Origin of the sequence: Amphibacillus sp. MSJ-3, assembly GCF_018919165.1 — a bacterium.
Classification (GTDB): domain Bacteria; phylum Bacillota; class Bacilli; order Bacillales; family Amphibacillaceae; genus Amphibacillus.
The window spans coordinates 38,373-59,695 of sequence record NZ_JAHLQM010000014.1; the positions used below are offsets into that span (position 1 = coordinate 38,373).

At 36.7% G+C, this 21,323-nt stretch carries 23 protein-coding genes, 1 rRNA gene and 1 other annotated feature; all 24 genes read right to left on the minus strand.

Annotated elements, in window-relative coordinates:
* Positions 1-287: 287 nt before the first annotated feature.
* Positions 288-890 carry a class I SAM-dependent methyltransferase gene (locus KQI76_RS05870; RefSeq protein WP_216399387.1) on the minus strand — a complete coding sequence of 201 codons (603 nt, stop codon included), beginning with the start codon at positions 888-890 and terminating at the stop codon, positions 288-290.
* Positions 891-1,060: 170 nt separating this feature from the next.
* On the minus strand, positions 1,061-1,429 hold the full coding sequence (gene rplL / locus KQI76_RS05875) for a 50S ribosomal protein L7/L12 (protein ID WP_216399388.1): 369 nt from the start codon (positions 1,427-1,429) through the stop codon (positions 1,061-1,063).
* A 56-nt stretch (positions 1,430-1,485) separates the two neighbouring features.
* Entirely contained in the window at positions 1,486-1,986 is a 501-nt protein-coding gene (gene rplJ, locus KQI76_RS05880; RefSeq protein WP_216399389.1) for a 50S ribosomal protein L10, read from the minus strand.
* 53 nt (positions 1,987-2,039) lie between these two features.
* Positions 2,040-2,200, minus strand: a sequence feature (ribosomal protein L10 leader region).
* 39 nt (positions 2,201-2,239) lie between these two features.
* Complete coding sequence (gene rplA / locus KQI76_RS05885) at positions 2,240-2,938, minus strand: 50S ribosomal protein L1 (RefSeq protein ID WP_216399390.1); 699 nt, start codon at positions 2,936-2,938, stop codon at positions 2,240-2,242.
* A 184-nt stretch (positions 2,939-3,122) separates the two neighbouring features.
* Positions 3,123-3,548, minus strand: coding sequence for a 50S ribosomal protein L11 (gene rplK, locus KQI76_RS05890; RefSeq protein ID WP_216399391.1), 426 nt, complete (start codon positions 3,546-3,548; stop codon positions 3,123-3,125).
* A gap of 163 nt (positions 3,549-3,711) precedes the next feature.
* Entirely contained in the window at positions 3,712-4,245 is a 534-nt protein-coding gene (gene nusG, locus KQI76_RS05895) for a transcription termination/antitermination protein NusG (RefSeq protein ID WP_216399392.1), read from the minus strand.
* Positions 4,246-4,355: 110 nt separating this feature from the next.
* Positions 4,356-4,535: a preprotein translocase subunit SecE gene (gene secE / locus KQI76_RS05900; protein ID WP_216399393.1), complete on the minus strand. Its 180-nt coding sequence runs from the start codon at positions 4,533-4,535 to the stop codon at positions 4,356-4,358.
* Between the two features lie 53 nt (positions 4,536-4,588).
* Positions 4,589-4,735, minus strand: coding sequence for a 50S ribosomal protein L33 (gene rpmG, locus KQI76_RS05905; protein WP_216399394.1), 147 nt, complete (start codon positions 4,733-4,735; stop codon positions 4,589-4,591).
* A gap of 84 nt (positions 4,736-4,819) precedes the next feature.
* The gene (sigH, locus tag KQI76_RS05910) at positions 4,820-5,479 is read right to left on the minus strand and encodes an RNA polymerase sporulation sigma factor SigH (protein ID WP_216399395.1); all 660 of its coding nucleotides are present in this window, start codon (positions 5,477-5,479) and stop codon (positions 4,820-4,822) included.
* Between the two features lie 71 nt (positions 5,480-5,550).
* Positions 5,551-6,060 (minus strand): NYN domain-containing protein, encoded by a 510-nt coding sequence (locus KQI76_RS05915; RefSeq protein ID WP_216399396.1) that lies wholly within the window; start codon positions 6,058-6,060, stop codon positions 5,551-5,553.
* 3 nt (positions 6,061-6,063) lie between these two features.
* Positions 6,064-6,807: a 23S rRNA (guanosine(2251)-2'-O)-methyltransferase RlmB gene (rlmB, locus tag KQI76_RS05920; protein ID WP_216399397.1), complete on the minus strand. Its 744-nt coding sequence runs from the start codon at positions 6,805-6,807 to the stop codon at positions 6,064-6,066.
* A gap of 3 nt (positions 6,808-6,810) precedes the next feature.
* Positions 6,811-7,212 carry a Mini-ribonuclease 3 gene (locus tag KQI76_RS05925; protein ID WP_216399398.1) on the minus strand — a complete coding sequence of 134 codons (402 nt, stop codon included), beginning with the start codon at positions 7,210-7,212 and terminating at the stop codon, positions 6,811-6,813.
* A gap of 2 nt (positions 7,213-7,214) precedes the next feature.
* Complete coding sequence (gene cysS, locus KQI76_RS05930) at positions 7,215-8,618, minus strand: cysteine--tRNA ligase (protein ID WP_216399399.1); 1,404 nt, start codon at positions 8,616-8,618, stop codon at positions 7,215-7,217.
* A complete protein-coding gene (gene cysE, locus KQI76_RS05935) occupies positions 8,608-9,267 on the minus strand; it encodes a serine O-acetyltransferase (RefSeq protein ID WP_216399400.1) in 660 nt (219 codons plus the stop codon). The genes cysS and cysE overlap by 11 nt, the downstream gene beginning before the upstream one ends.
* A gap of 510 nt (positions 9,268-9,777) precedes the next feature.
* A complete protein-coding gene (gltX, locus tag KQI76_RS05940; RefSeq protein WP_216399401.1) occupies positions 9,778-11,232 on the minus strand; it encodes a glutamate--tRNA ligase in 1,455 nt (484 codons plus the stop codon).
* A 331-nt stretch (positions 11,233-11,563) separates the two neighbouring features.
* Complete coding sequence (locus KQI76_RS05945) at positions 11,564-12,673, minus strand: PIN/TRAM domain-containing protein (protein ID WP_216399402.1); 1,110 nt, start codon at positions 12,671-12,673, stop codon at positions 11,564-11,566.
* A 57-nt stretch (positions 12,674-12,730) separates the two neighbouring features.
* On the minus strand, positions 12,731-14,101 hold the full coding sequence (gene radA, locus KQI76_RS05950) for a DNA repair protein RadA (RefSeq protein WP_216399403.1): 1,371 nt from the start codon (positions 14,099-14,101) through the stop codon (positions 12,731-12,733).
* A 438-nt stretch (positions 14,102-14,539) separates the two neighbouring features.
* Complete coding sequence (locus KQI76_RS05955; protein ID WP_216399404.1) at positions 14,540-16,972, minus strand: ATP-dependent Clp protease ATP-binding subunit; 2,433 nt, start codon at positions 16,970-16,972, stop codon at positions 14,540-14,542.
* A gap of 17 nt (positions 16,973-16,989) precedes the next feature.
* Positions 16,990-18,057, minus strand: coding sequence for a protein-arginine kinase McsB (mcsB, locus tag KQI76_RS05960; RefSeq protein WP_216399405.1), 1,068 nt, complete (start codon positions 18,055-18,057; stop codon positions 16,990-16,992).
* Positions 18,057-18,599, minus strand: coding sequence for a protein-arginine kinase activator protein McsA (gene mcsA / locus KQI76_RS05965; RefSeq protein WP_216399406.1), 543 nt, complete (start codon positions 18,597-18,599; stop codon positions 18,057-18,059). Before mcsA ends, mcsB begins: the two co-directional genes overlap by 1 nt.
* Before the next feature lie 29 nt (positions 18,600-18,628).
* The gene (locus KQI76_RS05970; protein WP_216399407.1) at positions 18,629-19,090 is read right to left on the minus strand and encodes a CtsR family transcriptional regulator; all 462 of its coding nucleotides are present in this window, start codon (positions 19,088-19,090) and stop codon (positions 18,629-18,631) included.
* An 89-nt stretch (positions 19,091-19,179) separates the two neighbouring features.
* Positions 19,180-19,866: an MgtC/SapB family protein gene (locus KQI76_RS05975; RefSeq protein WP_216399408.1), complete on the minus strand. Its 687-nt coding sequence runs from the start codon at positions 19,864-19,866 to the stop codon at positions 19,180-19,182.
* Between the two features lie 273 nt (positions 19,867-20,139).
* A complete protein-coding gene (locus KQI76_RS05980; RefSeq protein ID WP_216399409.1) occupies positions 20,140-20,982 on the minus strand; it encodes a DegV family protein in 843 nt (280 codons plus the stop codon).
* A 201-nt stretch (positions 20,983-21,183) separates the two neighbouring features.
* Positions 21,184-21,296 (minus strand): 5S ribosomal RNA (rrf, locus tag KQI76_RS05985).
* Between the last annotated feature and the right edge of the window lie 27 nt (positions 21,297-21,323).

The following is a 21,323-nucleotide window of genomic DNA, read 5'->3' on the forward strand; positions in this document are numbered from 1 at the left end:
GCCATTGAAGTAAGTTTTTATTTGGAACCTATATTTTACACCTTAGTTAATAACAGGTGGAATAGGTATGTTTGACGAACAACAATAGTGATTAGTAAACATCATTAAAAAAGGATCACCACTTGACTTCTTTCTAAAAATCAACCTTAATCCTCTTTCTCGTTCTAACCATCTTGTCCATTCATTAATAAAAATATACTTATTTCTTAAAATGGCACTTGACAAAAAAACGCGCCATTGGCATTTTTCTATATTACCACAACCACCTATCAGAGTCAAATGCTAAGTCAATATTTTCTTGCCCGAATAATAAAATACCCTTTGTTTTTCTTAACTAGCTCAACCTCTTGAAACAGAGTCTCCATTTTACTGATCGCCGAAGGTGCACCTTGTTTCTTTTGAATGACAACCCATAGCTCACCCTCTGACTTAAGGCGTTGATAAGCATCTTCAAACATTTGATGTACCACTTCTTTACCGGCTCGAATCGGCGGGTTAACTAATACAGCAGCAAATTGGTCTTCCGGAATGCTATCGAAACGATCACTCAAATAGCATTTCACATTATCTAATTTATTCTGTTTTGCATTTTTCTCAGCGAGGTCAACGGCCCTCTGATTAACATCACTCATAACTACTTGACGATCAGGGAAGGATTTAGCTATTGTTAAACCGATCGGCCCATAGCCACAACCCAAATCACAAATTGCCCCCTCAACTTTCGGAGGGAAAAAAGTATCAATCAATGTTCTAGAACCAAAGTCTACCGTATTCTTCGAAAAGACACCCAGATCACTTGTGAATGTCATCGTGTGATTGCGAAGTTTAAAGGTCCATGTTTTGGGGTTACTCTTTGCTTGAGGATGACGGGTAAAGTATTGCTCCGACATATAATTAGCACCTACTTTTAATTGTGGTTAAAATTATTTAGCATTTACTAGGCTCACCAAGTGACAACGCTAAGTCACATCGGAAAAGTATCCTACATACACTTGATCCTATTATAATAGCAACGAAAGCCCGCCTAAAATAGACGAGCTCTCATTTATTAAGCTTACGATTACTTCAATTCTACAGCTGCGCCAGCTTCTTCAAGTTTAGCTTTCATTTCTTCAGCTTCTTCTTTAGCTACGCCTTCTTTAATTGCACCTGGTGCTTTGTCAACAAGATCTTTAGCGTCTTTAAGACCAAGACCTGTGATTTCGCGAACTGCTTTAACAACTTTAATTTTTGCAGAACCTGCATCAGTTAAGACAACATCAAATTCTGATTTTTCTTCTGCTTCGGCACCACCAGCAGCGCCACCACCTGCAACAGCAACAGGTGCTGCAGCAGTTACACCAAATTCTTCTTCAATTGCTTTAACTAAATCGTTTAATTCAAGAACAGACATTTCTTTAATCGCTTCGATAATTTGTTCTTTAGACATTCTTATTTCCTCCTAATGGTTGATTTATATTCTACCGTTTTTAATTCAAGATTAACTTAAGCATCTTGCTCTTCTTTTTGCTCTGCAATCGCTTTTGTAGCATAAGCAAAGTTTCGAACAGGTGCCTGTAGGACACTAAGCAACATAGATAGTAAACCTTCGTAATTTGGAAGATCTGCAAGCTCTTTAATTTGGTCAAGAGTTGCAACATTACCCTCAATAACGCCGCCTTTTATTTCTAAATCTTTGTGTTCCTTAATAAAGTTATTAATAATTTTCGCTGGAGCAACAACATCATCATTACTAAATGCAATAGCTGTCGGTCCAACTAATATTTCATCTAGTTCTGAAAGTTCAACTTCAGCAGCCGCACGGCGAGACATAGAGTTTTTATAAACTTTGTAATCAACGCCAGCTTCACGTAATTGTTTACGTAATTCAGTAACTTCTGCTACATCTAGTCCACGATAATCCACTAACACAGTTGATTGGCTGTCACGGAATTTTGTTGCAATTTCAGATACAAGTTGTTTCTTTTGTTCCATAAGCTTTGACATGATTCCACCTCCTACTAAATGTTCAAACATACCGTCAGATCTGATTTCTTTTTATTCAAAATTAAAAATCCCTCACATCTATACTAGACGCAAGGGAGAACGTGTGAACACTTAGGCGAGAATTTATACAAATTCCCACACCTTTATCCAACACCTCGGCAGGCTATTAAGCTTAATGAGCCCCTGCTGTCTACGGTATAAATATTGATTTAACCTTAACTATTATAGCGATATCCTACAATGAAGTCAAGACTTATTTTGAAGCTAGAGCAGATGGATTAATTTTCACACCTGGTCCCATTGTTGAAGTCACTGATATATTACGTAAATAGATACCTTTTGCAGTTTGTGGTTTCGCTTTAACAACCACATTAGCAATCGCTTCAAAGTTCTCAACTAATTGGTTAAGTTCAAATGAAGCTTTACCAATTGGAACATGAATATTTGATTGTTTATCCACTCGGTATTCTACTTTACCTGCTTTAATATCTTGAATTGCTTTTTCTACTTCAAAAGTAACTGTGCCTGTCTTAGGGTTTGGCATTAATCCTTTAGGCCCTAATACTCGACCTAGTTTACCAACTTCAGCCATCATATCAGGCGTTGCAACAATCACGTCAAAACCGAACCATCCTTGGTTAATTTTGTTGATTAATTCTTCATCACCAACAAAGTCAGCACCTGCAGCTTCAGCTTCTTTTGCTTTATCGCCTTTAGCAAAGACTAAAACAGTTTGTGTTTTACCTGTACCATGTGGTAAAACCATTGCTCCACGGATTTGTTGATCTGCTTTCTTAGGATCAATACCTAAGCGGAAAGCAACTTCTACAGTTTCATCAAATTTAGCTGTAGCATTTTCCTTTACTAATTTAAGAGCTTCTTCAATCTCGTACAACTTAGCACGATCTACTAATTTCAAAGCTTCTTGTTGTTTTTTTGATTTTTTAGCCATTATTTTTCCTCCTAGAATGTGGTGTTAACGGTTATACCTCCCACTTTATAAAGCGGATCCCAACTTGATTATGTTCCTTTGCAAGTAAGGAAGTTGACTATGCCTCAATCTATCTTCCTGTAAAAAGGTTGCGAAATGGCAACTCCACCACCTACGCAACCTTCATTTACAGCCAACAATAAAATTAATCTTCAATCGTAATTCCCATACTACGCGCGGTACCTTCGACCATCCGCATTGCCGCTTCAACATTAGCAGCATTTAAATCAGGCATTTTAGTTTCTGCAATTTCTCTAACTTTATCACGTTTTACTGTTGCAACTTTGTTACGATTAGGTTCACCTGATGCAGTATCGATGCCCGCTGCTTTTTTAAGTAATACGGCAGCCGGCGGAGTCTTTGTAATAAATGTAAATGAACGGTCTTCAAAAACCGTAATTTCAACCGGAATAATCAAACCAGCTTGTTCTTGCGTACGGGCATTGAATTCCTTACAGAAACCCATAATATTAACACCTGCTTGACCTAGTGCTGGCCCTACAGGTGGAGCCGGATTCGCTTTCCCTGCTGGAATTTGAAGTTTTACTACTTTAATTACTTTTTTAGCCACGAGACACACCTCCTTAAGTCCGTGATGTGGTCAAAGGGGATTAACCCTCCCACTCATATACATATAAAAATAATCTAACACTCGAGGCATAAAGAACATTAAAATTTTAGCATGTTCAACTTAATAATGCAAGGGTTGTTGTTATTAAATCTACCTAAAGTGATTAGATTTTTTTGATTTGAGAAAAATCAAGCTCTACCGGTGTTTCACGACCAAACATGTTTACGTGTACTTTTACCTTTTGACGATCTAAATCAATTTGTTCAATTGTTCCCGTGAAATCACTAAAAGGACCGTCAAGAACTGTGATTGATTCACCTTCTTCAAAATCAATATCAACCACTGTTTCTTTCATACCCATACGCTTCAAGATCACTTCCGCTTCCTCTGGTAATAAAGGCGTTGGCTTTGATCCGGATCCAGTTGACCCAACGAATCCTGTTACGCCTGGTGTGTTTCGAACAACATACCATGAATCATCCGTCATAATCATTTCAGCAAGTACATAACCCGGGAAAACTTTTTTCATAGAAACTTTCCGCTTACCATTTTTCACTTCTGTTTCTTCATCTTCTGGCACTAAAATACGGAAAATCTTATCTTCCATTCCCATAGATGCTAATCTCTTTTCAAGATTTGTTTTTACTTTATTCTCATAACCAGAATACGTATGCACAACATACCATTGTTTCTCCACTTCCAAAAACCTCCTTATCATTAGTTTTCTCCATTTAAAAAACCCGTTAAGACGGGTTCTAAAAGTAAGGCGATTCATTCTCACCTCATTATAGCACAAAATCTACTTCTCTATTCAAAAAAAAGATTGAGAATTTGAGTGATACCTAAATCCACAACTGTAAAGAAGAGGGCGATGATAACAACAGTAGCAACAACCGTAACTGTGTAACGGTAGAGCTCTTGCTTACCTGGCCAGGAAACTTTCTTCATCTCTCGAGAAACATTTTTTAAAAATGTCACAGCTTTCACAAGTGGTTCCTCCAAACTTTAAAATTTATCAATCTAAAATATGACCGTGTGCTTTACTTTGTTTCACGGTGTAGTGTATGTTTATTACACCTTTTACAAAATTTTTTTAATTTTAAACGATCTATAGTTACCGTACTTTTATTTGGGTGATAATTTCGACTTAAACATTCTTCACATGCAAGAGCAACTTTTTTCTTCATCTTTTACCATCCTATACTAATCTAGGTTACTTAAATAATGTAGCATGCTTATCTATCACTGTCAACGTTGCTTCTATTAATCAATTATAGTTTAATGCTTGATTCATCTAAATAACGTTCTAATTTCCGCTTTACCCGTTGTAATGCATTATCAATTGATTTAATATGGCGGTTTAATTCTATTGAAATCTCTTGATAAGTTCGACCATCTAAATAGAGATAGAGCACATCACATTCAAAGCGACTTAATAATTGAACGATCTTACCTTCAACTTGTCCTTTACTTTCCCGATTAATGATTAATTCTTCAGGATCATCAATTTCCTCTACGTTTGTTAAGACATCTAGCAAAGTTCTCTCTGATTCCTCATCAAAAATAGGTTTGTCCAATGAAACATAAGAATTTAACGGGATGTGTTTTTGCCTTGTTGCTGTTTTGATGGCCGTAATAATTTGTCTTGTCACACAGAGCTCAGCAAAGGCGCGAAATGATGAGCGACGATCGCCTTTATAATCTCGAATCGCTTTATATAAGCCAATCATCCCTTCTTGGACGATATCCTCGTGATCCGCTCCAACGAGAAAGTAAGTACTTGCTTTCACTCGGACGAAACTACGATATTTTTGAATCAAATAATCTAGTGCTAGACAATCTCCTTGACGAATCAGTAATATAATCTCACGATCATCAAGTTGCTCATAACGTCTTAGCTCATTATTTATATCTTGATGTTGTCTCTGCAAGCCAAATTCCCCCCGGGTCGCTTAATAGCAATATTATACAGTAAGCGTTTAACATTAGTCAACCATGCGATTCAGACCCTTCCTCGCCTCATTTTTTCAAATTGATCTAAAATTTCCTGCTTAATTGGAAGAGAACGTCCTTGTTTTCGCTTTTCAAAGGTACGAAGGTCATTAGAAATTTCTTTTTTTATCTGGTCAACCTCAATAGCTAATTCTCTAGCAGATTTCCGGTAAGCTCCTTGCTGGAAAATTGTCCGTTGTTCAGTATAATCGCTTGTTGCCACATATACCTTAGTTTTCACATTGATAAATTCTTTTACTAACCTTTCAATACATTGATCAGCCGTTTCCTTTTCTTTTGTATAAATAATTTCAATATTATATTGATTGTCCTTAGACTCAGGTCCTTTAACTTCATAAGCATCAAAAACGATAATCACACGATAACCACGATAAGCTTGGTATTCTGCCATCTTCTCAATTAACAATTGTCTTGCTTGGTCAAGATCAACTTCTCGTAAGCTTTTTAGCTCAGTCCAGTCACCGATAATATTATAGCCATCAACTAATAGGACATCCATTTCTTAATCTCCTAGGGGATGACGCTTTCGATAGACTTCATACATCAAAACACTTGCTGCAACAGATGCGTTGAGTGACGATACTTGTCCACCCATCGCTAATTTGATTGTCCAATCACATTTCTCCCGAACAAGACGGCTGATCCCCTTTCCTTCATTACCAATGACAAGTGCTAAAGCTAGATCACCTTCAAGTTTTCGATAATCTTGGCTCGCATTCATTTCCGTACCAACAACCCAGACGTGACGTGCTTTTAATTCCTCAATCGTTTTAGCCATATTAGTTACACGTGCGACTGGAACATATTCGATCGCACCAGCTGAAGTTTTAGCAACAACATTCGTTAAACCAACCGCCCGATGTTTGGGAATAATGACACCATGAACCCCTGTTGCATCAGCTGTTCTTAGAATTGATCCTAAGTTATGTGGATCTTCAATTTCATCAAGCAAAATAAAAAACGGTTCTTCTCCTTTTTCTTCAGCGCGTGCAAATAAATCATCAATTGTTGCGTAATCATAAGCAGCAACTGCCGCAATCATCCCTTGGTGCTTTCCATTAACGAGTTGGTCTAATTTCTTTTTTGGAACCTTCTTTACAATGACACCCTGTTGTTTCGCCAATCGCTGAATATCCTCAGTTGCTTTTGCATTTAGATGTTCAGCGATAAACAATTTATTAATTGATCGACCCGATCGAAACGCTTCTATAATAGGGTTCTTCCCTATTAACCATTCTTCAGTCATTGCTTATTGTCCTCCCTTCTCAATGTAGGCTACCGCCTCATTCATCAATTCCTGCAGCCGTAATGATTGATCTGCAAAATAATGAAAACCTAAAAGCGCCTCAAAAGCTGTGCTATGCTTATATGTGATAACATCCGTATTTTTCGGGATTGATCCCGATTTTGCATTACGTCCCCTTCTAACAACCGCTTCTTCCTCTTCATCTAAGAAATGCTCTTTAAGCCAATAACGCAAAACTTTTGCCTGTGCTTTTGCCGAAACATATTTGATCGCTAGTTGATGTAAATCATTAACTTTTGCATAACCCGATTGGATCAAGTAATTTCGTATATGAACCTCATAAATCGCATCACCCATGTAGGCCAGAGCTAAACTCTTCATTTGTTTAACTTCATTTATTTTCATCCTTACCCTCTTTTCCAGCGTGTCCCTTGCGCGGTATCCTCCAGTATAATATGCTGGGCTTTTAATTGATCTCGAATTGCATCTGCTTTGGCGAAGTCCTTTTCCGCTCGTGCTTGTTCACGGGCTGCTAACAACTGATCTATTTCCTCATCAAGCAAATCGTTCGCATCATCTGATATATTTATACCTAATATAGTGAAAAATAGGTCGAATAGTGCTAAAAATTCTTCTAAAGTTGCCTTCGTTACCTGCTTATTTTCTATCGCTACATTAGCTTCCTTAGCTAGCTCAAATATATAGGAAATTGCATTTGCTGTATTGAAATCATCATTCATTTCTTTAATAAATCCATCTTTTATCTCTGCCAGTTTCTCTTGATAAATGTTGTCAACCACCACCGAACCTTCCAATCGGTCTATATGATGTTTTAGGTTATGATAGGCATTTTTAATCCGCTCAAAACCGTTCTTAGTCTGATTTAATAAGGTTTCACTAAAATTAATTGGGTGTCGGTAGTGAACACTCAAAATATAAAACCTTATTAATTCTGGTGGATATTGTTCGATTAAGTCATGAGCTAAGACAAAGTTTCCAGTTGACTTCGACATTTTCTCGTCATCAATTGTTACATAACCATTATGGAGCCAGTAGTTTGCAAAGGGTTTACCCGTTCTAGCTTCAGACTGGGCAATTTCATTTTCGTGATGAGGAAAGGCTAGATCTTGGCCACCAGCATGAATATCAATCGTATCACCTAAATATTTCTTAGCCATGGTCGAACATTCGATGTGCCAACCTGGTCGTCCGTCACCCCAAGGTGATGGCCATGAAACTTCATCTCGATCTGCCGCTTTCCATAAAGCAAAATCTAGCGGATCCTCTTTATGATCATCAATTTGAATTCGTGCCCCTGAACGTAAATCATCCAAAGATTGATCGGATAAATGACCATAGCTTTTAAACTTGCGTGTCTTAAAATAAACATCACCATTCACTACATAAGCGTATCCTTTATCAATAAGGACTTCAATAAAGCTGATTATCTCTGAAATTGTTTCTGTTACTCGGGGATGATGTGTAGCCGGTTTTACCCCCAGTGCCCTAACATCTTCCTTATAAGCTTTAATAAATCGATTAGCCACTTCTTTAACATCTTCGTTTCGTTGATTAGCGACTTTAATAATCTTGTCATCTATATCTGTAAAGTTCAGCAAATAATCAACTTCATAACCGCAATATTCTAAATATCGTCTAACCGTATCAAATACAATCGCGGGGCGAGCATTTCCAATATGAATATAGTTATAAACGGTCGGCCCGCAAACATACATTTTTACTTTTCCAGGTTCGACTGGCTCGAATGCTTCCTTTGTTCGTGTCAGTGTATTATACATTTTAATCGTCATCTTCTATCTCTCCTTTAACAAACTTAAGCTCTTCCTTAAGTTTTTTCACATCCGTTTGTAATTCACAAATTAAATCATCAATTGGATCAGGTAGCTTGTTATGGTCAAGCTTCTGCGAAATTCTTTTTCCATTTTGAATAACGACATGCCCCGGAATACCAACAACCGTGGAATAGTCTGGTACATCTTTGAGCACGACGGAACCCGCTCCAACCTTTGAATAGGCACCAATTGTAATCGACCCTAAGACCTTGGCACCCGTTGCAATTAAAGCATTGTCTTTAATCGTCGGATGACGCTTCCCCTTTTCCTTTCCCGTTCCCCCAAGAGTCACACCTTGGAAAATCGTTACGTCATTTCCTATCTCACACGTCTCACCAATTACTACTCCCATCCCATGGTCAATAAAAAAACGATGACCTATTTGTGCACCAGGGTGAATTTCTATGCCCGTGAAGAAACGACTTATTTGAGAAATTAATCGGGCAATGAAGAAAAACTTTTTCCGATAAAAGAAATGGGCAATACGGTGCAACCAAATGGCATGAACGCCAGAATAAGTTAGGATGACTTCAAGATAAGAGCGTGCTGCTGGGTCTTGGTCAAAGACAACTTGAATATCTTCTTTAATACGTTTGAAGAACGACATATTTTAATACACCTCCAACACGGCATATGTATTTGTATTTTATTATCCAATTCTATCGACCTTAAGTAAATCCTTATTCCCACTAATCATTTTTAAATATATGAAATGAAGCTGCAATAGAATGTTAAAAGGCGTCTCTGTGTAATATTACACAGAGACGCCTTGATAGCGTGGTTCCACTCTGTTTAGATAAAGTCTTTATTTTTATTAACAGGCGTTGATCAATATTTCTAACGCAACCGCTACGATTGATTAAACAAACCGATCTTTATCTCAACTTGAACTCTGATAACGGTAGAGATACCGCTTTTACTTACTCATCATTTCAGCAAAAGACTCAGAGGTGCATAGCACTAGGTTGCTTAAAATCACTTTCAGCCTTGGTGATTCTCTCTTCATAAGCTCCGACTAATCCCTATCCTCTTCACCGCTTTTATCTTATTCATTATTATTAAAAGAAATGCTGTATTTATTATTATGCATAACAACTACATTTCGTGCTTAACTTGTTTATAAAAGACTTTCCAGGCGTGTAACAACAACTTCCTTACCTAACAAATAAATTGCAATTGGTAATTCCGGTCCATGAACTTGGCCCGTTGTTGCAACACGGATGGGCATGAATAATTGTTTACCCTTCTGCCCAGTCTCTTTCTGAGTTGTTTTAATCGTTGCCTTAATTTCTGCAGGCTCCCAATTTTCTAATTCGAGTAATTGCGTTTTAAATACCCGCAAGACTTCCGGTACTTGTTCACCTGCCAAAACAGCCTGTGCATCCTCATTATAACTGATATCCGTTTGGAAGAAAAGTTCTGTTAAGTCAACAATTTCAGCACCATAACTTAATTGATCCTTGTAAAGACAAATTAATTTTTCTGCCCACTCTTTTGTTTCCGGAGTTAAATCTGACGATAACTTACCTGCCTCAATTAAGTGTGGTAAGGCAAGCTTAATCACATCTTCATCACTTGCAGCTTTAATATACTGATTATTCATCCATTTTAACTTTTTCGCATCAAAAATCGCCGCTGAGGTAGATAATCTACTAGGATCAAACATTTTAGTAATTTCTTCTTGAGTAAAGATTTCTTCTTCTCCAACAGGCGACCAACCTAATAGTGTAATAAAATTAAACATAGCTTCTGGCAAATAGCCCAATTTATTATATTGTTCAATAAACTGTATGACGTGTTGATCACGCTTGCTTAATTTTTTACGCTCTTCATTAAGAATTAAGGTCATATGCCCATACTGTGGTTTTTCCCAACCAAACGCATCATAAATCATCATTTGCTTTGGTGTGTTAGATATATGTTCTTCTCCACGTAAAACATGAGAGATTTTCATTAGATGGTCATCAATAGCAACTGCAAAGTTATACGTTGGTACACCGTTCTTTTTCACAATGACCCAGTCACCAAAATCACTTGATTCAAACTTTATCGGACCACGAACAATATCGTTAAAAGTATAGGTCGTTCCCTTAGGAACCCGAAGTCGAATACTCGCTTGACGGCCTTCCGCTTCAAATTGCTTCATTTGCTCAGGTGTTAAATGACTATGTGCTCCTGAATACTTAGGAACTTGTCCATTAGCTTTTTGTTCTTCCCGTTCTTGTTCAAGCTCTTCTTCTGTCATATAACACTTATAAGCTAGATCACGCTCTAATAATTCATCGATGTACTTCTGATAAATGTCCAACCGTTCAGTTTGTCGATAGGGGCCGTATTGACCGCCAATATCAGCACCTTCATCCCAAACGATTCCTAGCCATTTTAAGTAGTTAAGCTGGCTTTCTTCACCACCTACAACATTACGTTTCTCATCTGTATCTTCAATTCGAATAATAAATTTACCACCAAAATGTTTAGCGTATAAATAATTAAATAATGCGGTTCTCGCATTTCCGATATGCAAATGCCCTGTTGGACTCGGTGCATAACGAACTCGTACTTCATTTGTCATGATCTTGCTTCCCCTTTCAAACATATAGCTTTTCATATCACTATTTTAGCACTTTTTTTATAAGTTGTCTGATTATCATCGTTTTATTCATTATAATACGATTCTTATCCTGTGACCAAGTGATTCCCCCATTGGAGATTTAAGATAGACTCACAATGATAAGTGGGATAACGGCGAATCCAAATTTATCAAGTTGACTTAATAGATCTCGGTGATCGAAGAAAACCTCTCCAAAGTATTTAATGAATAAATTAAATATCAGCGCTCAAGCGAATAAAAAGTGATAACAATTGTTATCACTTTTTTAGCTTCTTTATCTGTTATACCTTTTTTATTGTGCTTTTTCAAGTGCCTTTGGTTTAGCAAAGATCATTCGTCCTGCAGATGTCTGCAAAACGCTTGTAATAATCACATCAATTGCCTCTCCAATATAATTACGCCCTTCTTCTACGACGATCATTGTACCATCATCTAAATAGGCAACACCTTGATCATGTTCTTTACCATCCTTAATCACTTGAACCTTCAAACGCTCACCCGGTAAAACGACAGGTTTTACTGCATTAGCCAAATCATTAATGTTTAAAACTTGGACATTTTGAAATTCACATACTTTATTAAGGTTAAAATCATTTGTTACGACAATCCCATCCATTACTTTAGCAAGCTTAACAAGCTTGCTGTCTACTTCCTGAATATCCTCAAAATTACCTTCATACATTTCAACTTTCTCCGGAATATCTTTCTGCAATCGATTCAGAATATCTAACCCTCGACGCCCTCGATTCCGCTTCAATGCATCAGATGAATCTGCAATGTGTTGGAGTTCCTCAAGAACAAAATGAGGAATAATAATCATCCCCTCAAGAAAATGAGTCTGGCAAATATCAGCAATTCGTCCATCAATAATTACACTTGTATCAAGAATTTTTGGTTTTGGTATTGATTCTTCAAATTTTCTTTCATTTGGCAATACCTTTATCTCTTTATCTTTTTTTGCTAGTGTTAAAATATTCATAAATTCATCACGACGCTTGAAGCCAACTTGAAATCCTAAGTAACCAAGTAACCCCATAATAAAGATTGGAATGATTTGTGAAACAACAATAATTTGAATGTCAATAATCGGTTGATTAATAAAGAATGCAATGGTTAAACCAATAATCAAACCAATTCCACCAAAAAATAAGTTTGCTAATGGAGCACCAAGCAAAGTCCGCTCCAAGTATTGGATAAATTGAACAATATAATCAACTAGCCAAATAGACAATAAGTATAATATAATTGCACCAACCGCTAAACCAATATAAGGGGCGACATAGGGATTATCTATCCATGTACCTCTCATAAAACCAACGACTTTAACTAGCGACGGAAAGTATAGGAACCCTGATGTTCCTCCTGCAATAATAATAAAAAATTGTACTATTCTTTTTAGCAATCTCTTCACCTCCTATTCATATGCTCTCCAATTAAGGGAGACTTTAACCTTATTATTTTACTTTTGCTCTAACGTTATTTGTAATGCTTCCTGAATTGAATCTACCCCTATGACTTGAAGTGACTCTGGAGCTTGCCAACCATCTAAATTTCTAGCTGGAATGATTGCCCGCTTAAATCCGAGTTTGGCTGCTTCTTGGACTCGCTGTTCAATTCTCGAAACACGGCGGATCTCTCCTGTTAAACCAACCTCACCTATTAAAACATCATGTGGTAGACATGCTTGGCCTTTAAAACTAGAAGCAATACTGACAGCTACAGCAAGATCAATAGCAGGTTCATCTAATTTTATTCCACCCGCAACCTTGACATAAGCATCTTGATTCTGCATTAATAAACCCACTCTTTTTTCCAATACAGCCATTAATAACGGTACCCGATTATGATCTATTCCTGTTGCCATTCGACGGGCTTGACCAAAACTTGTTGGTGAGATCAATGACTGAATCTCTACCAATACAGGCCGTGTCCCTTCCATTGAGGCAACAACCGTTGAACCAGCCACACCTTGTGAACGTTCTTCCAAGAATATTTCCGACGGATTAGTCACCTCTTTCAAACCACTTTCCTTCATTTCAAAAATACCCATTTCGTTTGTGCTACCAAAGCGATTCTTTACTCCACGTAAAATCCGATAAGTATGATGCCTTTCACCTTCAAAATAAAGAACAGCATCTACCATATGCTCTAGCATACGTGGACCAGCAATTGCGCCCTCCTTTGTTACATGACCAACAATAAAGATGGGAATATGCTTTGTTTTAGCAATTCGCATCAATTCACCTGTACATTCACGAACTTGAGAGACACTTCCTGGTGCACTTGTTACTTCATCCTTAAAAATGGTTTGAATGGAATCGATGACAACAAAAGCTGGATTTAATTGATCAATTTGGGCTGATATAAGTTGTAGATTTGTTTCTGAGAGAACATATAACTTTTCAGATGTGACACCGAGTCGATCGGCTCTTAATTTTGTTTGACGTGTTGATTCTTCACCCGATATATAAAGCACAGAGGTTCCATTATTAGCTAATTGATTTGAAATTTGCAACAACAAGGTTGATTTACCTATACCCGGATCACCACCGACAAGTACTAAAGAACCCGGGACGATCCCACCGCCAAGAACTCGATTTACTTCCGGCATATCTGTCTTCATTCTTGCTTCTTCTGTTGTTTGTATCGCTGTAATCTTTTCTGGCGACTGACTACTGTCCTGTCCGATTCCAGAATGCTTTGATTTTGTTTTAACAATAATTTCCTCAACAAGGGTATTCCACTGATTACAGCTTGGGCATTTACCCATCCATTTAAGTGACTCATAGCCACATTCTTGACAAACAAAGGTACTTTTACTTTTAGCCAAAATAACCTCTCCTTTTCTCATTATACTCTAAAAGGTGAACCTTTAGATTACACGTGAATTAATTCTTTGTGTAAAAATGATGTAAATTTTTCAAATCTATTTCCTAAATCGTTAAGCACATTTTTGTGAATCGTAAACAAAATAATTCATTAACGATAGCATAACCATCATCAATATCAAAAAATTCATTGCAAAATAACCGTCCCATCTCCGACGCATAGATTTCCCGTTTAGAACTAGGACTACACATCCAAAGGAAATTAATGGTCTATTAAGAATGGTTATGGATAATCAAATGTCCGAGAGCCCAGTAGGCTTAAATAGGATATTTTATGTTTGTAATATCGGCCTCTTAATCATCCTTCTTGAACGTGCACTTAATAGTATATGAAAAAGAAAGCGAAAGGTAAAGATTACCTTCCACTTTCTTATTTGTTATTATTTATTTAAGATAATAAACTTACCGTTACTACTGAGCCCAATACGAATGGTTTCATCTTTTGTAATATCGCCTTTTAGTAAGGCTTCTGACAGTAAATCTTCAATGTTTTTTTGAATCGCACGACGTAATGGTCGAGCGCCATATTCTGGATCAAATCCATCCTCAGCAATTTTCTCTATGGCTTTGTTAGATAGGGTAAAGTTAAGCCCTTGACCAGCCAAACGGTTTTGTAGTTGCTTAATCATCAATGTAACGATATCCTTCATATGTTTACGCTCAAGTGAATGGAAAACAATCGTTTCATCAATTCTATTTAGGAATTCTGGTCGAAAAGCCTTTTTCAAAGCATCTGTTACCTTCGATTTCATGTTTTTATAATCAATTTGTTCATCTTGTAAGTTAAAACCAACGTACTTATTAGTTTGTAATTCACTTGCTCCAACATTTGAAGTCATAATTAAAACAGTATTTCTAAAGTCAACAACTCTTCCTTTTGAGTCTGTTAAACGTCCATCTTCTAAAACCTGGAGCAAAATATTGAATACCTCTGGATGTGCCTTTTCCATTTCATCCAGTAGAATAACAGAGTAAGGTTTACTTCGAACTTTTTCAGTTAGTTGGCCGCCTTCCTCATGTCCAACATATCCTGGAGGTGAACCAACGAGTCTTGATGTCGTGTGCTTTTCCATATACTCCGACATATCGATTCGAATCATTGCATCCTCATCACCAAACATCGCTTCTGCTAAAGCTCGGGCTAATTCTGTTTTCCCAACACCAGTAGGTCCTAGGAAAATAAAAGAGCCAATCGGACGTTTCGGATCTTTCAAACCTGCTCGGGCGCGACGGATAGCTTTTGAAACAGCAACAACTGCCTCTGATTGTCCAATTACACGCTCATGTAAAATATTCTCCAAATTTAATAGGCGAGTGGTTTCATCTTTCGTTAATGAATCAATAGGAACACCCGTCCAATTTGAAACAACAGATGCAATATCCTCAACAGTTACTTTAGAATCTTCTTGTCCTTGTTTTTCTTCCCATTTCTCTTTCGTCTTATCAAGCTCTTTACGTAGTTTCTGTTCACGATCCCGCAATGAAGCAGCTTTTTCAAATTCTTGACTTTGAACAGCCGCATCCTTTTCTTTGCGGATCTCTGTTAAGCTATTTTCAAGCTCCTTCAAATTTGTTGGAGCAGTGAAAGAACGTAAGCGTACTTTTGAACCTGCTTCATCAATTAAGTCAATCGCTTTATCTGGTAAAAAGCGATCAGTAATATAGCGGCTTGATAGATTAACCGCAGCATCAATTGCTTCGTCTGTAATCGTAACACGGTGATGAGCTTCATAACGGTCACGGAGACCTTTTAAAATCTCAATCGACTGTTCAAGAGTCGGTTCATCCACTTGGATGGGTTGGAATCGACGTTCAAGCGCTGCATCCTTTTCAATATACTTTCTATATTCATCAATTGTTGTCGCACCAATACATTGTAATTCTCCACGTGCAAGGGATGGTTTTAAAATATTCGATGCATCAATTGCACCTTCAGCACCACCAGCTCCAATTAATGTATGCAATTCATCAATAAAAAGAATCACGTTTCCTGCTTGGCGAATTTCCCCCATTACTTTTTTCAAACGATCTTCAAATTCCCCACGGTATTTTGTTCCTGCAACAACCGTTCCCATATCTAGTGTCATCACACGCTTATCTCGTAAAGTTTCAGGAACATCGTTATCAACAATCTTTTGTGCTAGGCCTTCCGCTACTGCTGTCTTTCCTACACCAGGCTCTCCAATCAAAACTGGATTATTTTTTGTTCGGCGACTAAGCACTTGGATGACTCGTTCAATTTCCTTTTCCCTACCAATTACGGGGTCAACATTACCCTCTTTTGCTGTGACTGTTAAATCACGTGCTAAAGAATCAAGGGTTGGTGTGCTAGCAGGGTTATTTGAAGTATGACGTACTTGCCCCTTTCGAACAGTTTCATTGCTACCTAATAGCTGTAATACTTGTTGACGTGCTCGATTTAAACTTACATCCAGATTATTTAGAACCCTGGCTGCAATTCCTTCACCTTCCCGAATTAAACCAAGTAATATATGCTCAGTCCCAACATAGGTATGACCTAATTTCCTTGCCTCATCCATAGAAAGTTCAATAACCTTCTTAGCTCTTGGTGTATAGTGAATCGTTTGTGATGTTTTCTTACCAACACCGATCAAGCTCTCTACCTCTTCTTGAATTTGACTTGTTTCTAAACCTAGTGAATGAAGAGCTTTGGCTGCAATCCCTTCACCTTCTCGAATTAAACCAAGTAATATATGCTCGGTTCCAATATTATTGTGTCCTAATCGAATTGCTTCTTCCTGGGATAATGCTAATACTTTCTGAGCTCTTTCTGTAAACCTTCCAAACATCATCTTATTATTTTCCTCCCTTACTTGTCTTCTAATCGTAAACGCTCTCGAATAATCATGGCACGCTTAATATCTCGTTGTTCTGGTGTTAATGTTTCTTGAGCATATTGTTGTAAAAAACCGGGCTGGGTTAAAACCATTAATTCACTTAGTATTGCTGTTGATAAATTTTTAATGTAACCAATATCAATTGCTAATCTTAAATCGGATAAACATTTGGCAGCCTCTTTGGATTCAATAATTCTACTATATTTTAAGATACCATAAGATCGGAAAATTCGATCCTCTAAGCGGAGGCCTGACTTCTCAACTAAAAACTCCCTTGCATATCGCTCTTGATCAATTAATTGTTCAACTACGCTATGAAGATCATCAATGATATCTTGTTCTGTTCGTCCTAATGTTACCTGATTTGAGATTTGATAAATATTACCGGCCGCTTCACTTCCTTCACCATATATCCCTCTAACTACAAGGCCCAATTGATTAATAGCCGGAATCATTTTTCTCACCTTACCAGTTAAGGTTAAAGCCGGTAAATGCATCATCACCGATGCCCTAAGCCCCGTTCCAACATTAGTGGGACAACTTGTTAAATAACCATGATCCTCATCAAAGGCATAATCAATTTTCTCTTCTAACCAATCATCAAACTTAAAGGCCTCTTCAAGAGCCCGATCCAATTGCAAGCCAGGAAAGTATAATTGTAAGCGAATATGATCTTCCTCATTTACCATTAAAGAAACTTGTTCATTTTTAGAAAGTAATACACCACTTTCTTTTTGTCGTTCTACCAGAAATGGGCTAATCAAGTGCTTCTCTACTAAAACCTGCTTTTCTAAAGGTTGTAAATCCTCCATCGCAAAATACTCGAGATTCTTATATTGCTCAAATGATTGATGATTAAAATGCTCTTTAATCCAATTAGTCACGATTTTAAGCTTTTCATCTTCAGCCATTAATGGAAAAGGCACATCAGTAAAATTACGAGCTAATCGAAGACGTGTACTTAAAACAATATCGTGATCAGGTCCTTCCTCTTGCATCCAAGGGCTGATTGCTTTATCAATAAAAGATTGTAATGACATTAAATTTCATCTCCTTGTTCGTGAGAAGATTCACTTTTTTGTTCTAGTTCTTTTATTTTATCCCTTACTTTCGCAGCATCTTCAAATCTCTCTTCTATAATAAGTTGCTGTAATTGATCACGATAATCTTGAATTAAGCGCTTATGACGTAAGTGAACATGTTGTCTATTTGGTATTTTCCCAATATGTTTTGTATTTCCACCGTGGACTCTTTTGAAAATGGGGTCGAGATAGTCACTAAATGTTTGATAACATTGAGAGCAGCCAAATTTCCCCGTTTGGGAAAATTGTTGATAGGTCATATGACAACGCGGACATGTTTGTTCATTATGCTTAGTTTCTGTTGTCTTTGCCGTAGAATTGGAATAATTATGAAATAATCCTGTTAATAAATCATGAATTGTATATTGTTCTTCATTAGAATCTAAATTACCATTCTCTTTTGCGCATTGGGGACAAAGATGTACTTCAGTTTTTTTACCATTAATATAGTTTGTTAAGTGTAAAGTAGCTGCTCGCTGTTGACAAATTTCACACTTCATTTAGGACTCCTCCTTATGGTTTGGAAAATTTAGTTATACTTTAAAGATCTTAACATAGCAACTAAAATTCGTGATCTCAACTCATCGCGAAGAGGAACTTGTAAAGCTAATACTTCTCTATTAATTGCACTAATCATTAGCTTTGCTTCTCCAATCGAAATATATTCTGATTCAAGCAAGCGTTCAATTACAGCCACCGCCATTTGTTGAGTTACCTCTGGACTAACTAAATCGATCAATTCATCAATTAATACATTTCTATTGTTAGTGACCATTCTTTGAATCCGGATATAGCCCCCGCCACCACGTTTACTCTCAACATGATAACCTCTTTCTGGTGTAAACCTTGTATTAATCACATAATTAATTTGAGAAGGTACGCAAGAGAATTGATCAGCAATTTCACTACGTTTAATTTCAATCATATTATGTTTATTGCTTTCAATGATTTGTTTTAAATGTGCTTCAATTATGTCTGAGATATTTCGCATCTCTCCCTCTCCTCCTAATTGACTTTGACTATATTTGACTATAACCATATTTTATACTGCACTAGCCCAAGTTGCAACCATTAATCTTATTAAATCCCTTTTACCTGCTCTACCTGATCGATTTTTAATAAATCGCAATATATATCTTCTATAACAATATTCCCATCCATTAATATTTCAGCAAAGATGATCATTCCATTACCCTCTGTTTTTTCAAAGTGGATGTCCTTGATGACAACATCATATGAATTAAACTGTGATAAAATTTCATCAACAAAAGAGGCATCCTTTATCGCAATTTCGATATTTTTGCGATCTCCTCCTTTTGCAAATACTCTCTCGATATTATTAAGAAAAACTAAACTAACGAAAATAATAATGGTTGTTAGAATAGCGATATCGATCATACCGACACCAACGACTAAACCTAACCCTGCAACTGCCCAAATTGATGCCGCTGTTGTCAATCCTTTAACAGTTACACCATTCACAATAATTGTCCCCGCTCCTAAAAAACCGATCCCGCTGATCACATAGGATGGAATCCTAGCCGGGTCAAATCTTACGACTTCTGGAAATGTATCAAAATATCGATCAAATCCATATAAGGACATAAGCATCATTAAGCAGGAACTAACTCCAACAAGAATGTGTGTTCTGAATCCAGCTGAATGGCGATTTATTTCGCGTTCAAAACCTATTATACCCGATAAGACTAAAGCTAATAATAACCTTGTACTCATAATGATAAATTCTGAATCAAAAATTGCAGTCATTTTTTCACTTCACTTTACATTAATTTCATTCCACTTTAACTCACTCTTAAACTTCATGTTCAAAATTTATTGAACAAGCTTAAATTTAATTATGGTGGTAACCAACAATAAAGAACTAATCTACTCCTTCAGTAATGCTTTCAGCAAGGCGATTAACCATTGTTTCAGTGTTGGATTTGGCTCCAATGAATTTTCACTTTATTACTAGTATATAGTTTATTATTAAGAAAAATAAATAGATCACCATAATGGAGATCTATTTATTTGACATGCTTATTCTTTTAACCATGAAATTGCCATTGTTCCATGACCAGCATGTATTCCCGCAACAGGCACAAGTGGTTCAACCTTAATTTTTAAATTTTCATGTAGTTTTATTAATTCATCTTTCCACTGATTAGCTACTTCTTTAGCACCGGCATGCATGATACCCAATTCTTTGATATCACCTTTTTTATAGACCTCTTCAATCTTTTGAAATAAGTGCTGCACTGCTTTTTTCTGACTTCTAATTTTACTTTCAACAACAACTTTACCATTATCAAATTGGAGAATTAAATTTATATTTAATAAATTTGCAAAGACGGCTTGGGTGGTACTTACACGACCACTACGCTTCATTTGTTCGAAGCTTTTTGGTAATAAGTACATTTCCGCTTTTTCTGGATATGTTTTTAGCTTAGCAATTATATCCTGATAAGACATCCCTTCTTGCTCCATCTTAATTCCGTTTTTAATCATTTTACCAAGTGCATATGAACCCATTTTAGAATCTATGACTTCTACAGGGAAACCTTCCATTTTAGCTGCACTCATTGAACTTTGATATGTGCCCGTTAACTGACTAGATGCGTGGATCGCAATTCCCAATTCATATTCATTTTTTAATCTTTTATATAATTCAACAAATTCCCCAAAAGGAGGTTGGCTTGTTTTTGCTCCCTCACCATGTTCCTTCAATAATTCATAAATTTTATCTTTACTAATATCAATATCTTCTCGATAAGAAATATTATTTATTATTACAATCATTGGTAGTACAAAGATGTTATTTTGTTCAATAAACTCTTGTGACAATCCACATGTACTGTCTGTTATCCAAGCAATTTTTTTCACGTGAAAGACTCCTTTTAATCTCAATTGATTTCTCGGTACTAGTAACTAACTATAACATAATTCAAGCTAATATTGTAGTTATTTCATCTACTATATATCGTCAATTAGTTAATCAATGTTAAAAATAAAAAAGTCCCAAGACTTTTTTAAAATATCCTCTGCTAAGAGTTATATTTTATTACTGTCTTGAGACTTTTAATTGCTTAGCGACGTCCTACTCTCGCAGGGAAAACCCAACTACCATCGGCGCTGAAGAGCTTAACTGCTGTGTTCGGTATGGGAACAGGTGTGACCTCTTCGCTATTGTCACTAAATCATGATCTTCAATTGTTCAGGTTATA